The organism is Curtobacterium sp. APC 4022 (assembly GCF_030407555.1).
GTDB lineage: Bacteria > Actinomycetota > Actinomycetes > Actinomycetales > Microbacteriaceae > Curtobacterium.
In genome coordinates, this window is the sequence record NZ_JASDDD010000072.1 from 1 (window position 1) to 14,086 (window position 14,086).

Consider the following 14,086-nt stretch of genomic DNA (forward strand, 5'->3'; position numbering starts at 1 on the left):
GTCCGCCCGCCGCCGGCCCGGCGCCACCGGCCCGCACCGCGCCTCCCGTCCGTCCCCCGGTCGCCACCGCGCCCCGTGCCCCGGTGCGAAGCGGCGGCGCACAACCGAAACCGCTCCGAACCACGGCATCCCGTGGTTCGGAACGGTTTCCGTTGTGCCGGTCCGACCGACACCGGCCGGCCCGCCGGGCCGGGCCGGGCCGGCCGGCCCGCGCCGGCCCGCGCCGCCCGGCGCCGCGGCCGCCGCGCTACGCGAGGTCCGGCGAGTCCAGCATCTCCGTCACGAGCGCCGCGATCGCCGAGCGCTCCGACCGCGTCAGCGTCACGTGGGCGAACAGCGGGTGCCCCTTGAGCCGCTCGATCACCGAGGCGACCCCGTCGTGCCGACCGACCCGCAGGTTGTCCCGCTGCGCGACGTCATGGGTCAGCACCACGCGCGAGTTCTGCCCGATGCGCGACAGCATCGTGAGCAGGACGTTCCGTTCGAGGGACTGCGCCTCGTCGACGATCACGAACGCGTCGTGCAGGGAGCGTCCGCGGATGTGGGTGAGGGGCAGGACCTCGAGGATGCCGCGTTCGACGACCTCGTCCAGGACGTTCTCCGAGACCAGCGCGCCGAGCGTGTCGAACACCGCCTGCGCCCACGGGTTCATCTTCTCCGAGGCGTCGCCCGGCAGGAACCCGAGTTCCTGCCCACCGACGGCGTAGAGCGGGCGGAACACCATGATCTTCTTGTGCTGCTGGCGTTCCAGGACGGCCTCGAGTCCGGCGCACAGGGCGAGCGCCGACTTGCCGGTGCCGGCGCTGCCACCTAGTGAGACGATGCCGATCTCCGGGTCGAGCAGCGCGTCGATCGCCAGGCGCTGTTCGGCGGAGCGGCCGCGGAGGCCGAAGACCTCGCGGTCGCCACGCACGAGCGACACCGCACCGGCCGAGTGCACGCGGCCCAGTGCCGAGCCGCGTTCGGAGTGGATGACGACGCCGGTGTTGACGGGGACGCCGTCGAGTTCCGGGGTGCGGATCTCCTCCTTCTCGTAGAGGTCGGCGACTTCGTCCCCGGACACCTGCAGTGTCGTGATGCCCGTGTAGCCGCTGTCGACGGCGAGTTCGGCGCGGTACTCCTGCGCGGCGAGGCCGATCGACGCGGCCTTCACGCGGAGCGGCAGGTCCTTCGACACGACGACCACGTCGAGCCCGTCGTTGGCCAGGTTCGACGCGACGGCCAGGATCCGGGAGTCGTTGTCGCCGAGCTGCAGCCCCGAGGGCAGGACGGACTGGTTGGAGTGGTTCAGTTCGACGCGCAGGGAGCCGCCGTCACCGACCGCGATCGGGAAGTCGAGGCGTTCGTGTTCGATGCGCAGCTCGTCGAGGATCCGCAGTGCCTGCCGGGCGAAGTACCCGATCTCCGGGTCGTTGCGCTTCGACTCGAGTTCGCTGACGACCACGACGGGCAGGACCACCGCGTGCTCGTCGAACCGGAACAGTGCGCGCGGATCGCTGAGCAGCACCGACGTGTCCAGCACGTACGTGCGCTGGGCGACCGGCGTGGACGAGTCCGCGGCCCGGCTGCTCGCAGCGGTGGGCTGCGGCGAGGTGGAAGACGTTCCGCGAGAGACGTTCTGAGAGGTCACGACCACTCCATCCCCGGGCCGCGCTCGGCCCGGTCATGTCCTTCGACGCGGCCACTGGAGCGGTCCCGGAGCACCGACCGTGGCCGCTCCGACCGGGCGCGTTGCCCGATGTCGCCAAGCTACGACGCGCGGACGAACGGCACCAGCGACACGCCTGTTCCGGCGGTTACGGTCGTGTGTCGTCCCGCTGAACGTCCGGGAGGCGCGGTGCCGCCCCGCCACGGGCCTCCCGTCCGCCCGCCACGCCCGCGTGCCCCGCGCCGAGCGGTCTCGAAACGTCGCTCCCACGCCCCCGGAGCGACCATCCGTGACCGCTCGGCGAGACGCAGACGGGGCGTCGTGACCGGTGGGCGGGAGCCGAGCCGGACCGCGCCAGCCGAGAGCAGGAGCAGGAAGCGCCGGCGTCAGCCCATCGTGGCGTACGAGACGCACGCGTCGCGGAACATGCCGAGCGTCTCGTCCGTCGTGGACGCGAACGCCGAGACCCGGACCTCGCCCAGGCGGGCCGTCGCCGTGACCCCGTGGTTGTGCATCGCCGCGGTGAGTGCCGTGAGCCGGCCGGCAGCGGGGCGGAGGACGACGATGCCGGCACGCTCCCGGGGGTCGCGGCTGGACTCGACGGGCAGCCCGAACTCGTCCGCGATGTCGATGACCCGATCGATCCGGTCGGCGATCCGTTCCTGCACGGCGGCGACCCCGACGGCGGTGAGGCGCTCGAGCGACACGGCCAGACGCGCCTGGGACACGGGATCGACGCGCGACATGGCGAAGGCGGCAGCGGCAGGGCGGACGCTCGGCACCTCGGTCGGCCAGCCGATCGTGCCGTGCGGCCCGGACAGTGCCGGCTTGACGCGCTCGAGGGCCCGGTCGCTGAACGCAGTGAAGCCGGTGCCCCATCCGGCGTGCAGCCACTTCTGCCCGCCGGTGGCGACGACATCGGCCACCTCGTACGGGGCGTCGACGATGCCGAAGCCCTGGATGGCGTCGACGATGAGCAGGCGGTCGCCGATGACGTCACGGATGGCGGCGAGGTCGGCCAGGTAGCCGGTGCGCCAGTCGACGAGGGACAGTGCGACCGCGGTGACGTCGTCGGACAGCCGCTCGCGGATCAGGTCGGGGGTGAGCCAGCCGGCGCCGGACTCGATGACGACGGGCTGCACGCGACCGCCGGTGGCCGAGGCGGCGCTGGCGAGGGCGAGCGGCAGCGACGGGTACTCGTCTGCGGCGACGAGCACGCCTCCGGTCAGGCCGAACGCGGTGTGCAGCAGGCCGGGGGTGGTGGCCGTCTGGGAGACGACCTGGTCCTCGCGGCGACGGACCAGGCGGGCGGCGACGGCACGGACCCGGGCGTCCTGCTCGTCGAGCGTCTCGATCGCCCCGAAGCGCATGTGCTCCTGGATGTGGCCGAGGACGCGCTGCTCCTCGAGGACGGCGGTCTGCACGGGACCGAAGGCCGCGTGGTCGAGGTAACCGGGCTCCTCGGCGAAGCCGGCGACGTACTCGTCGATCGTGGTCACGGGGACACCTTCCAGTGGGCAGAACCCTGTGAGCCTACTGGGACCGGACCACCGGGGCGAATGCAGTCCGGGAAGCGCCAGGAGCGGGAACGGGCCCTCGGCAAGCCCTGAGCAGACCTCGCTTCCTGTGGAACGGCACAGGAAGCGCAGACGGAACAGCACAGGCAGCGCAGCGGGAACGCCACACGCAGCGTGGACGCGCCCCGCCCTCAGCCTCCGAAGCGCCGCGACCGCAACCCGAAGTCACGCACCGCGCGGAGGAAGTCGACCTCGCGGAGGTCCGGGTAGAACGCCTCGACGAAGTAGAACTCGCTGTGCGCGCTCTGCCACAGCAGGAAGTCCGACAGCCGCTGCTCCCCCGAGGTCCGGATCATCAGGTCCGGGTCCGGCTGCCCCTGCGTGTACAGGTGGTCGCCGATCAGCTCGGGCGTCAGGACCTCGGCCAGGGTGTCGAGCGTCCCGCCACCCTCACCGTGGCTGCGGACGATGCTCCGCATGGCGTCGGCGATCTCGCGCCGCCCGCCGTAGCCGACCGCGAGGTTGATGTGCAGCCCGGTGTGGTCCGCGGTGCGGGCCTCGGCCGCCGCGAGCGCAGCAACGAGCTCGGCGGGCAGACCGTCGTTCGAGCCGACGTGCTGGACGCGCCAGGTGCGGTGGTGTGACAGCCGCTCGGCCAGGTCCGCGATGATCCCGACGAGCTGGTCGAGTTCTTCGCCCCCGCGGCCCTTGAGGTTGTCGGCGGAGAGCAGGTAGAGCGTGACGACCTGGATGTCGAGGTCCTCACACCAGGACAGGAACTCGGGGATCTTCGCCGCGCCCGCTCGATGTCCGTGCGCCGCGGTCTCGAGGCCCAGCTGCCGGGCCCACCGCCGGTTGCCGTCCACGATCATCGCGACGTGGCGGGGCTTCTGCGCCCCGTCGATCTCGCGTCGGATGCGCTTCTGGTAGGCGCGGTAGAGGAGCCCACGCCCCGCCCATCCCAGCCTGCCCGTCACGGCGTCGACTGTAGTGCAAGCACCCCTCGTGTCGACTCTCAGCCACCGCCCCGTCCCCCGGCCGTACGGTCGGAGCATGCAGTCAGACCAGGGCGCACCGGCCCTCCCGCACGTGCCGTTCACGGAGGAGGCCGAGACCACCCCCACCATGGTCGGCGCCGCCGACACCCGCCCGGCATGGCGCGGCTGGATCCACGCCGGCACGTTCCCGCTCGCCGCGGCCATGGGGATCGTGCTCGTCACCCTCGCGGCCACCCCGGCGGCGAAGGGTGCGAGCGCGGTCTTCATGGCGACGTCGCTCATCATGTTCGGCGTCTCGGCGACCTACCACCGCTTCCCCTGGCGCCCGGTCGTGAAGCGCGTGCTCAAGCGCATCGACCACACGAACATCTTCCTGCTCATCGCCGGCACGTACACGCCCGTCGCGGTCTGCGCGCTGCCGCACGAGCTGATGGTGATCGTGCTGTGGGTGATGTGGGGCGGCGCACTGCTCGGTGTCGCGTTCCGCGTCTTCTGGATCGGCGCTCCGCGGTGGCTGTACGTGCCGCTCTACCTGGCGCTCGGCTGCGCGGCGTTCCTGATCCTGCCGCAGCTCTTCGCCGCGAGCGTCCCGATGACGGTGCTCGTGCTCGCCGGCGGGCTGGCGTACATCCTCGGCGCCGCTGTCTACGGCTTCAAACGGCCGAACCCCTCGCCGACGTTCTTCGGCTTCCACGAGGTCTTCCACGCCCTCACCGTCGTCGCGTTCGCGGCGCAGTGGGCGGGCATCCTCGTGATCGCGCTGCACCCCGTCCGCTGACCTCGTCACCGCCGGTGGCGGGCCGGACCGGATGACGGACGGGAGGCTCGCCACCAGCTGGTGGGGAGCCTCCCGTCCGTCAGGGGTCGCGTCGACCGAGGAAGCGCGTCAGCCGCGCTCGGTGTCGTCGCCGACGTCCGCCCGGCCGTCCTCGTCGGCGCGGCGGCGCGGTTCGTCCGCCACCGGGCCGTCGGTGGAGTCGCCGGACACTTCGGCCTCCAGGCGTTCGCGGATCTCGGCGCGGTAGCGGGTCCGGCGGATGCGTCGGGTCATGTCGACGACGAGCAGGATGGTCACGATCGCGACCAGGGCGATCGCGACGAAGCCGGCGACGCCGGGCGTGACGTCGACGTCGGGGACGCCGCTCGGGCTCGGGCTGGGGGTGGTGGCGGCCAGTACTGCAGCGATGGTGCTCACGCGTGCGCGTCCTCTTCGGATGGGATGCCTGCGAACAGGTCGGACTCGGGGAGCTCGGTGGGGACCCGGGACTCGACGAGCTGGTAGTCCTCGGTGGGCCAGACCTCGGCGAGCAGGTCGTTCGGCCAGTAGAAGAACGGGCTGTCCGGCGGCACCTGGCTGGCGTGCGCACGGAGGGCGTCGTCACGGGCCTCGAAGTACTCGTGCACGTCGACGTGGGACGTGGCGAGGTCCGGCCGGTCCGCGAACCGGGCCACCCACTCGCCGAGCTGCTCGAGCAGGGGGTTCTCCGGCTCGCGCTCGCGCAGGGCATCGTGGAAGGCGGAGAACCGACGCGGGTTCATCGTGCGTTCGTAGTAGAGCTTCGCGACGGACCAGGCCGGGCCGGCCTCCGGGTACTGCTCGGGGTCGGCGGCGGCGTGCCAGGCGGCGACCGAGACCTCGTGCGTCCGGATGTGGTCGGGGTGCGGGTAGCCGCCGTTCTCGTCGTAGGTGACCAGGACGTGCGGACGGAAGCGCCGGATCACGCGGACCAGCGCCTCGGTGCTGTACTCGAGCGGGACGGTCGAGAACGTGCCGGGACGGACGGTCTCGCCCTTCTCGGCGTCGGGCAGACCGGAGTCGTGGTAGCCGAGCCAGATGTGGTCGATGCCGAGCGCTGCCTGCGCGGCGGCCATCTCGGTCCGCCGGAAGCCCGCCATGTCTCGGTGTGCCCGGGCCTTGGCGGTGTCGGAGAGCTGCTCGTTGAGGATGTCCCCCGCTTCACCGCCGGTGCACGAGACGACCAGGACCTGGGCGCCGTCGGCCACGTACTTCGCCGCCGTGGCCGCTCCCTTGCTCGACTCGTCGTCGGGGTGGGCGTGCACGGCCAGCAGACGATGGGGCACGGCGTTCCTTCACAGCTCACGGACTTGCGGTCGCGGGTGGCGCACGGCGAGCGTGAACTACCCTGGGATCAGGATAATCACCCCGGGAGCCCCGAACTGTCCGATCAGCACCACGCCCCAGCAGGCGGAACCGCACGTGGCACGTCCACCGTCCTCGACGGCCGGACGTCACTCGACGACCGGTACGGACGCAGTGCGGACACCCGGCGCCGCGGCAAGCTGCTGGCCGTCGTGATCGCGGTCGCCATCGCGGTGGTGTTCGCCGTCTGGGTGATCTGGGCGGGCCCCGGTCAGACCACGCACGGGCTCGACACCGACGACGTCGGGTACGAGGTCCTGTCCGACCACAGCGTCGTCGTGCACACCCAGGTCGCCGTCGACCCGGGCACCAGCGTGCAGTGTGCGGTGCAGGCGCTCGACAAGTCGTACACGATCGTCGGCTGGCGGGTCGTGACGCTGCCGGCCGAGGAGCAGCGTGACCGCTCGATCTCCACGCAGGTGAACACGACGACCCGGGCCGTCACCGGGTTGATCCACTCGTGCTGGGTTCCCTAGACTGCTCGGAATCACGGATCGAGACCGGCCGCTGGCCGGTCTCGATTCTTTTGCGCCACACGCTGTGACCGGTCCCGACCGCCACGGCCGAAGGGAAACGACATGAGCAACGACACGCAGGGCACCTGGCTGACCCAGGAGGCGTTCGACCGTCTCACCGCCGAGCTCGAGCAGCTCTCCGGCCCGGCCCGCATCGAGATCGCGAGCCGCATCGAAGCTGCACGTGAAGAGGGCGACCTCAAGGAGAACGGTGGCTACCACGCCGCCAAGGACGAGCAGGGCAAGATCGAGGCCCGCATCCGCGCCCTCACCGAGCTCCTCAAGCACGCCACCGTCACGGAGGCGCAGTTCGACGGCACCGTCGAGCCCGGCACCGTCGTCACCGCCACGATCGCCGGGGACGCCTCGACGTTCCTGGTCGGCAACCGCGAGATCGTCGCCGAGGGCTCGGACCTCACCGTGTACAGCCCGGTCAGCCCGGTGGGTGCCGCGATCGTCGGCCTCCGCGCTGGCGACTCGACGACCTACACGGCGCCGAACGGCAAGGAGATCGCCGTCCAGGTGACGAACGTCGAGCGCTACGAGCCGTAGGGCCTCACATCCAGCCCGGCGTGCGCCTCGCGCACGCCGGGCTGTTGCGCGTTCGGGGTCGTGTGCGCCTGCGCGAGTGGTCACGACAGCCCGCTCACCTCCGCCGACTGGTCACGACGTGTCGCTCTCGGCGCCCCAGACCGACGGGACGTCACCAGTCGGCAGCCCGGCTCGGCGAGTCCCCCGCCGGTCGGCGCCCGGGGACTGGGGACCAGGGAGCAGGGACCGGTGACCAGGGACCAGGGACCAGGGACCAGGGACCAGCGACCGTCTGGAGGCTCGACCAGCGTCCGCCAGGTCGGCACGCGCCTCCCGACCGGACCGCGGGTCCAGGCCGGACCTGCCCTGCCCTGCCCTGCACCGAGTGGTCACGACGCACCGGGGACAGGCCGCCGACTGGTCACGTTCTGTCGGTCTGAGCTCTGCAGACCGACAGAACGTGACCAGTCGGCGCCGCACGCACGGCGGGTCCGAGAGTCGGCGCCGCACGCACGGCGGGTCCGAGAGTCGGCAGCGAACGCACGGCGGGTGCGACGGTCGGCAGCGGACGCGCGGCGGGTGTGCCTCAGCCCGGCCTCCACAGCGAAAGAGGCGGCGGTCAGCGCGCAGGCAGGGCGTTCCAGACGTGGCCCCAGGCCGCCTCGAACGCGACCGCGTCCACCCTGCCCGCACGCAGCGCGTCCTCGAACGCCGACAGCGCGTCGAGCGACACCGCGAACAGGTGCACCTGGCCGTGCACCTCGGGCCGGCCACTGCCGTGGAACGTCGTCACGGTGAGGGACCGGACGAGCGGACGCAGCCGCCGCGTCATCGATCGCAGCACGAGGAACCCGAGCGCGTACAGGGCGAACCCGACGAGTGCGCCGAGGACGGGCGCCGAAGTCCAGGCGACCGTGGCCGCTCCCGCCACCACGACGCCCGCCAGCGGCCAGGCGTGCGCGAGGCGCAGCAGCAGCCGTTCATGTCGGTCGGTGCCGGGCGGGTAGACGACGAGCGTCCGGGTCTCCCACATCGTGCGGCCGACCGGTCGGACGTCGAGTCGTCCCCAGCGGTGCGGACCGTTGACGATCCGGGTCCGGACACCCTCGACGGCGGTCATCGCGACGACCCGACGGAGGCCGGAGTTGAGAACGGAGCGGGGACGACGGGCGACGCTGTCGACACCGGCGCGACATGGTGGGTCACCACGACCTCCCGGTGGGTCAGCGCCCGCCTGCACGGGAAGCACACCAGGTCGCCGACCGCGACGTCCGCCGGCACGACGAGCACCGCTGCGTCCGCACCCTCGCCGTCCGCCAGCGGATCACGCACGACCGCCGTCGCCCGGGGCGCCGTGGTCCGTCGTCCGATCAGCCGCGCCTCGTCGAGCACCGCGCACGCCGGCAACACCGCGTCGAGTTCCAGCACCAGGCCGACGTCCGTCCGCCGCACCCCGGTCACGGCGGCGACCGCGACGCTCATCCCGCGCGGTGTCCAGTCCCGCGAGCGGTAGCGGGGCGGTGCCTCCTCCGCCGTGTGCACGCACGGGGTACCGGCGACGTCGGCCAACCGGGCCATCGACACGGCACTGATGCGCACGTCGTCAGTCGTGGGCTCGGTGTGCGCCGGCCAGGCCGACGGGTCGAGCGGGTCGGGGATCGAGGCACGGAGCGACGGGAGGATGGCGGTCAAGGTCATGCCGACGAGCCTCACCCCGGCAGCGCCCGCGCGGGTCGCTCCTCACGGCTCGCTGACGCCCGGCGCGCGGATCCGTGCGCTGCGCTGACACGGCCGACCGGGAGGCGCGTGGTGCGCCCGACGCGCCCGAACGTCGGAGCCGTGGCGGGCCTCCAGGACGTTCCGGGTGTCCCGGTTGCCCCGCGGCGGCGCGGAAGACCCGTCAGTTGGTGAGCTGCTCCGGACGGAACCCGGCCTCCTGCAGGCGGGCCATCACCTCGTCCGCGTGGTCGGGGCCGCGCGCCTCGATGGACAGGTCGAGCCCGACCTCGTTGATGACGAGCCCCTGGCCGTGCCGGGTGTGCAGGACCTCGACGACGTTCGCGCCGGCGTCCGAGATGATCTGGGACACGCGGGCGAGCTGCCCGGGACGGTCCGGCAGCATGATCCGGATGCCGATGTAGCGCGACGCGGCGACGAGCCCACGGGTGATGATGCGCTCCATCATGAGCGGGTCGATGTTGCCGCCGCTCAGCAGAACGACGGTCCGGCCGGTGTCGTGCACGGCGCCGGACATGATCGCGGCGACGCCGACCGCGCCCGCTGCCTCGACCACGAGCTTGGCGCGCTCGAGCAGCACGAGCAGGGCCCGGGCGGTGTCGTCGTCCGAGACGGTGACGACCTCGTCGACGAGGTCCCGGATGATCGGGAAGTTCATGTCGCCCGGACGCGCGACCGCGATGCCGTCCGAGATCGTCGGCGAGGTCGTGATCGTCAGCGGCTCCCCCGCGGCGATGGACGACGGGTAGGCGGCGGCGTTCTCGGCCTGCACGCCGATGACCCGGATCGTCCGGCCCTGGCGTTCGGCGAGGCCCTTGACGGCGATCGCGATGCCGGAGATGACCCCGCCACCGCCGATCGGGACGACGACCGTGTCGACGTCGGGCACCTGGTCGAGGATCTCGAACCCGAGTGTGCCCTGGCCGGCGATCACGGCGGGGTGGTCGAACGGCGGGATGAAGACGGCTCCGGTGCGGGCCGCGAACTCCTTCGCGGCGGACAGTGCCTCTTCGACGGAGTGACCGCGCAGCACCACGTCCGCGCCGTACCGGCGGGTGGCCTGCAGCTTCGGCAGGGCGACGCCGACCGGGGTGAAGATCGTGGCGGGGATGCCGAGCTCGCGGGCGGCGAAGGCGACCCCCTGGGCGTGGTTGCCGGCGCTGGCGGCGACGACCCCCGCTTCCCGTTCGGCCGCCGACAGGGTCGACAGCCGGTTGTAGGCGCCGCGGACCTTGTACGCGCCGGTGCGCTGCAGGTTCTCGCACTTCAGGTGCACCGGGGAGCCGAGCAGCCCCTCCAGGAACTTCGACGTCTCCATCGGCGTGACCCGCGCGACGCCCGCGATCGTCTCGCGCGCAGCCTCGATGTCGGCGAGCGTGGGGATCGGCGATGCAGTCGTGTCGGTCACGGTCCCATCATCGTCGGTCGCGGAGCGTCCGGCTGTCACGTGACGCTCAGTTGGTGCTGGCGGTGCCGGGCTCGGCGGCCGGACCGTCGTCGGAGCCCGGCGCCGGGACGTCGTCGCCGACCTGGTGCCGCCGTCGCCGCAGCTGGATGCGCCCGTGTTGGCCGCGCTTCGGGGTGGCCTCGAGGACGTGGTCGGAGTCGAGCCCCCGCCAGCGCCCGCTCGCGATGGTCGTGACCATGGCGTTCAGGGTGGCGATGAGCGGGACGGCGAAGAACGCACCGGAGATGCCGGCGAGACCGGAGGCCGCGGTCACGCCGAGCACGACGGCCAGCGGGTGCACCTTGACCGCGTTGCCCATGACGAGCGGCTGCAGGATGTGGCCCTCGATCTGCTGGACGAGCAGGACGACGCCGAGCACCAGCACGGCGGCGAGCGGCCCGTTGAAGATGAGCGCGACGAAGACGGCCAGGAAGCCCGTGACGATCGCACCGACGACCGGGATGAACGCGCCGAGGAACACGATCGCGGCGATCGGGATCACCAGGGGCATGCCGCCGAAGAACAGCCCGACGATGAAGGCGCCGAGGCCGATGCCGACCGCGTCGACGAACGCGACGAAGATCTGCACCCGGATGAAGCTCGTCAGGGTGATCCAGCCGGCGACGCCCGCACCGTCGACGGTCGCGCGGGCCTTGCGCGGGAAGAGCCGGACGGTCCAGCGCCAGACGTTCTTGCCGTCGATGAGCAGGAAGATCGTGGTGAACAGGATGATGAAGAGCGCCTCGAAGACGTGCGTGGCGCTCGACCCGGCGCTCGCGACACCGGACAGGATCGTGCCCGAGTGGTCCTGCACCCACTTCGTGGCTTCATCGAGCCACTGGTTGACGTCTTTCTGTGAGATCCCGAATCCGGAGTTGAGCACGAACTGCCGCACGTTGCCGTACTGGGACACCGTGCGGTCGCGGAGGGACGGGTACGAGGCGATGATCTGGTCGATCACGAGCCACACCAGGGCGGCCACCGCGGCGAGCCCACCGAGCAGGCTGATGATCACCGCGAGCCACTTCGGGACGTGCCAGCGCTGCAGCCGGTTCGAGATCGGCACGAGCAGGGCGGAGATCACGACGCCGATGAGGAAGGGGACGAGGATCTCGCTGAAGATCGTCATCAGCCAGATGAAGAGGGCGATGACGCCCGCGACGACGAGCACGCGCCACGAGAACGCCCCCGCGATGCGCATGCCGAGCGGTACCGAGTCCTCGACCACGGGGTCGGGATGAGTCTTCTTTCCCCATGCCATTCCGCCACTGTATCCACGCGGAACGGGGGAGGTGCCGGTCGCGGCATGTGTGACGTCCGACGCCGGGCTGATCCGGGCGTCGGCGGGGCTCGGTAGCGTTCCCGTCATGGTCAGGACCACGCTCTCCGCCGCCGAGGCCCGCCGGGTCGCCCTGGCCGCGCAGGGGTTTGGCCGAGCGCCGACGACCGGTTCGACCGCCCTCGCGCCGACCCGGGCGGTGTCGGCCGGCCTCGCCCGACTCGGAGTGCTGCAGATCGACTCGGTGAACGTCTTCGAGCGCAGCCACTACCTGCCGCTCTTCGCTCGCCTGGGTCCCTACGACAAGGGCGCCCTCGACCGGTTGACGCTGACGCAGCGCAGCCCGTGGATCGAGTACTGGGCGCACGAGGCCGCCTTCGTCCCCCGCGACGACCTCCGGCTGTTCCGGTGGCGGATGGACGCGTACCGGCAGCGCGACACCACGAACCCGCTGCGCATCGCCGGGGTCGAGCAGACCGCTCGGGTCCGGACCGAGCTGCTGACCCTGCTCGCCGCCGAGGGGCCGATGCCCGCGAGCGCCGTCGAACACGAGTCGAACGTCCGACGGGGGCCGTGGTGGGGCTGGAGCGACGTGAAGCACGGGCTCGAACAGCTCTTCCGCTGGGGCGACGTCGTCAGTGCCGGACGCGCCGGGTTCGAACGGGTCTACGCGCTGCCGGAGCAGGTGCTGCCGTCGGGGTACTTCGCAGCCGCCCCCGACCGGGCCGACGCCGTGCGGGAGCTCGTCCGCCGCTCGGCCCGTGCCGTGGGTGTCGGCACCCGTGCCGACCTGGCCGACCACCACCGGCTGCGCTCCGACGACACCGCTGCCGCGATCGCCGAGCTGCAGGACGCCGGCGAACTGGTGCCGGTGTCGGTCGAGGGGTGGCGCGACCGGGCATGGATGCACGTGGACGCCCGGGTGCCCCGCCGGGTCGAGGTCGACGCCGTGCTCAGCCCCTTCGACCCGGTGGTGTGGTTCCGTCCCCGGGCCGAGCGGGTGTTCGGCTTCCACTACCGGATCGAGATCTACACACCGGCACCGAAGCGGGTGTTCGGGTACTACGTGCTGCCGGTGCTGCAGGACGACGCCCTGGTCGGTCGGATCGACCTGAAGAGCGACCGGCAGCGCGGTGTGCTGCACGTGCGGACGGCCTGGCACGAGCCCGGGGCGCGGATCGACGTCGAGCGGTTGGCCGCGTTGCTGCGGCGGACGGCCGCGTGGCAGGGGCTCGACGGGGTCGAGGTCACCGACCGCGGGACAGCGGCCGGGGCCCTGCGGGCAGCGCTCGCGGTCGTGCCGATCGGGTGACGGCCGATCGGGTGACGGCCGATCGGGTGACTCCCGACCAGCTCCCTGCGGGGCGGCTCGCTAGAACTGCACCCGCGGCGGTTCGGCGATCGCAGCCGGTTCGGCGGTCTCGAAGAACGGCGCCTGGCCGACACCGCGACGCTTCGCGATGCTCGAGGCCGGGAACGACTGCACCTTCGTGTTGAGCTCGCGCACGCCGCCGTTGTAGTGCCGGCGGGCGGACTGGATCTTGTCCTCCGTGGACACCAGCCGCGACTGGAGCTCGAGGAACGACTGGCTGGACTGCAGCTGCGGGTACCCCTCGGCGATGCGGAACACACCCTTCAGCGCCTTCTGCATGTGCCCTTCCGCAGCCGAAGCGGCGACGGCATCACGCGCGGCCAGGGTCTCAGCGCGGGCGTCGGTCACGGCCGTGATCGCCGACTTCTCGTGCGCGGCATGACCCTGCACGGTGTCCACGATGGTGGGGATGAGTTCGGCGCGTTCCTGCAGGTGGGCGGCGATCTCGGCCCAGGCGGTGTCGACGCGGTGCTGCAGCGCGGTGAGGGACTTCTGGCTCGACCAGAACCAGATCCCGATCACCACGAGGACGACGACCACAACGCCGATCACGATGAGTGTCGTGACGACTCCGGTGTCCATTCGGGCGTACTCCTTTGCGCGTCGGGCCGCAGTTGCATGCGGACCTCCGCAGCCCGCTGGATGGGACCTCAGCGGTCCGGATCGATCCTACCGAGCGCCTCTGAGCGCCCTCGCCGAGGACCGATCTTCACGGCCGATTCCCGAGTGATGCACACCCGGTTCGCGGGGCGCATCCGGAACGGACCCGGACAACGACCCGGAACGGCCACGGAGGCGCGGAAGCGGGGCCTTCCTCCGCGCGGGGTGTTGACCGGAGCGCCCGGATCGCGTGGGATGGACAGGATGGACACGGCCGGGGA

General features: G+C 71.9%; 14 protein-coding genes. 4 read left to right on the forward strand and 10 right to left on the reverse strand.

What is annotated here, in order from left to right; translation table 11 throughout:
- Positions 1 to 247: 247 nt before the first annotated feature.
- The 3 genes from QL987_RS15730 to QL987_RS15740 form a co-directional block, all read right to left on the reverse strand.
- Entirely contained in the window at positions 248 to 1,630 is a 1,383-nt protein-coding gene (locus QL987_RS15730; protein ID WP_290158559.1) for a PhoH family protein, read from the reverse strand.
- A 404-nt stretch (positions 1,631 to 2,034) separates the two neighbouring features.
- On the reverse strand, positions 2,035 to 3,147 hold the full coding sequence (locus QL987_RS15735) for an aminotransferase class V-fold PLP-dependent enzyme (RefSeq protein WP_290158560.1): 1,113 nt from the start codon (positions 3,145 to 3,147) through the stop codon (positions 2,035 to 2,037).
- Between the two features lie 209 nt (positions 3,148 to 3,356).
- Positions 3,357 to 4,142 (reverse strand): isoprenyl transferase, encoded by a 786-nt coding sequence (locus QL987_RS15740; RefSeq protein ID WP_253467611.1) that lies wholly within the window; start codon positions 4,140 to 4,142, stop codon positions 3,357 to 3,359.
- A 76-nt stretch (positions 4,143 to 4,218) separates the two neighbouring features.
- On the opposite strand from QL987_RS15740, the gene QL987_RS15745 reads away from it, so the two are divergent.
- Positions 4,219 to 4,941 carry a hemolysin III family protein gene (locus tag QL987_RS15745; RefSeq protein ID WP_111076441.1) on the forward strand — a complete coding sequence of 241 codons (723 nt, stop codon included), beginning with the start codon at positions 4,219 to 4,221 and terminating at the stop codon, positions 4,939 to 4,941.
- A gap of 108 nt (positions 4,942 to 5,049) precedes the next feature.
- Here the strand turns inward: QL987_RS15745 and QL987_RS15750 are convergent, their stop codons facing one another.
- Positions 5,050 to 5,358 carry a hypothetical protein gene (locus QL987_RS15750; RefSeq protein ID WP_290158563.1) on the reverse strand — a complete coding sequence of 103 codons (309 nt, stop codon included), beginning with the start codon at positions 5,356 to 5,358 and terminating at the stop codon, positions 5,050 to 5,052.
- Entirely contained in the window at positions 5,355 to 6,245 is an 891-nt protein-coding gene (gene mca, locus QL987_RS15755) for a mycothiol conjugate amidase Mca (protein ID WP_290158565.1), read from the reverse strand. The genes QL987_RS15750 and mca overlap by 4 nt, the downstream gene beginning before the upstream one ends.
- A gap of 231 nt (positions 6,246 to 6,476) precedes the next feature.
- Between mca and QL987_RS15760 the strand changes: the two genes are divergently transcribed.
- Together QL987_RS15760 and greA are read left to right on the forward strand one after the other, a co-directional pair.
- Positions 6,477 to 6,800: a DUF4307 domain-containing protein gene (locus tag QL987_RS15760; RefSeq protein WP_181439381.1), complete on the forward strand. Its 324-nt coding sequence runs from the start codon at positions 6,477 to 6,479 to the stop codon at positions 6,798 to 6,800.
- Positions 6,801 to 6,902: 102 nt separating this feature from the next.
- Positions 6,903 to 7,391 carry a transcription elongation factor GreA gene (gene greA, locus QL987_RS15765; protein WP_221849407.1) on the forward strand — a complete coding sequence of 163 codons (489 nt, stop codon included), beginning with the start codon at positions 6,903 to 6,905 and terminating at the stop codon, positions 7,389 to 7,391.
- 598 nt (positions 7,392 to 7,989) lie between these two features.
- Here greA and QL987_RS15770 read toward each other — a convergent pair.
- The 4 genes from QL987_RS15770 to QL987_RS15785 form a co-directional block, all read right to left on the reverse strand.
- A complete protein-coding gene (locus QL987_RS15770) occupies positions 7,990 to 8,490 on the reverse strand; it encodes a DUF6611 family protein (RefSeq protein WP_290158567.1) in 501 nt (166 codons plus the stop codon).
- Positions 8,487 to 9,068, reverse strand: coding sequence for a hypothetical protein (locus QL987_RS15775; RefSeq protein ID WP_290158568.1), 582 nt, complete (start codon positions 9,066 to 9,068; stop codon positions 8,487 to 8,489). The genes QL987_RS15770 and QL987_RS15775 overlap by 4 nt, the downstream gene beginning before the upstream one ends.
- 202 nt (positions 9,069 to 9,270) lie before the next feature.
- Positions 9,271 to 10,515 carry a threonine ammonia-lyase gene (gene ilvA / locus QL987_RS15780; protein WP_290158570.1) on the reverse strand — a complete coding sequence of 415 codons (1,245 nt, stop codon included), beginning with the start codon at positions 10,513 to 10,515 and terminating at the stop codon, positions 9,271 to 9,273.
- A gap of 46 nt (positions 10,516 to 10,561) precedes the next feature.
- A complete protein-coding gene (locus QL987_RS15785) occupies positions 10,562 to 11,815 on the reverse strand; it encodes an AI-2E family transporter (RefSeq protein ID WP_253467593.1) in 1,254 nt (417 codons plus the stop codon).
- Between the two features lie 106 nt (positions 11,816 to 11,921).
- Here QL987_RS15785 and QL987_RS15790 point away from each other — a divergent pair, with 106 nt between their 5' ends.
- Entirely contained in the window at positions 11,922 to 13,145 is a 1,224-nt protein-coding gene (locus QL987_RS15790; RefSeq protein ID WP_290158572.1) for a crosslink repair DNA glycosylase YcaQ family protein, read from the forward strand.
- Positions 13,146 to 13,205: 60 nt separating this feature from the next.
- Here QL987_RS15790 and QL987_RS15795 read toward each other — a convergent pair whose 3' ends face one another.
- Positions 13,206 to 13,787: a LemA family protein gene (locus QL987_RS15795; RefSeq protein ID WP_111076449.1), complete on the reverse strand. Its 582-nt coding sequence runs from the start codon at positions 13,785 to 13,787 to the stop codon at positions 13,206 to 13,208.
- Between the last annotated feature and the right edge of the window lie 299 nt (positions 13,788 to 14,086).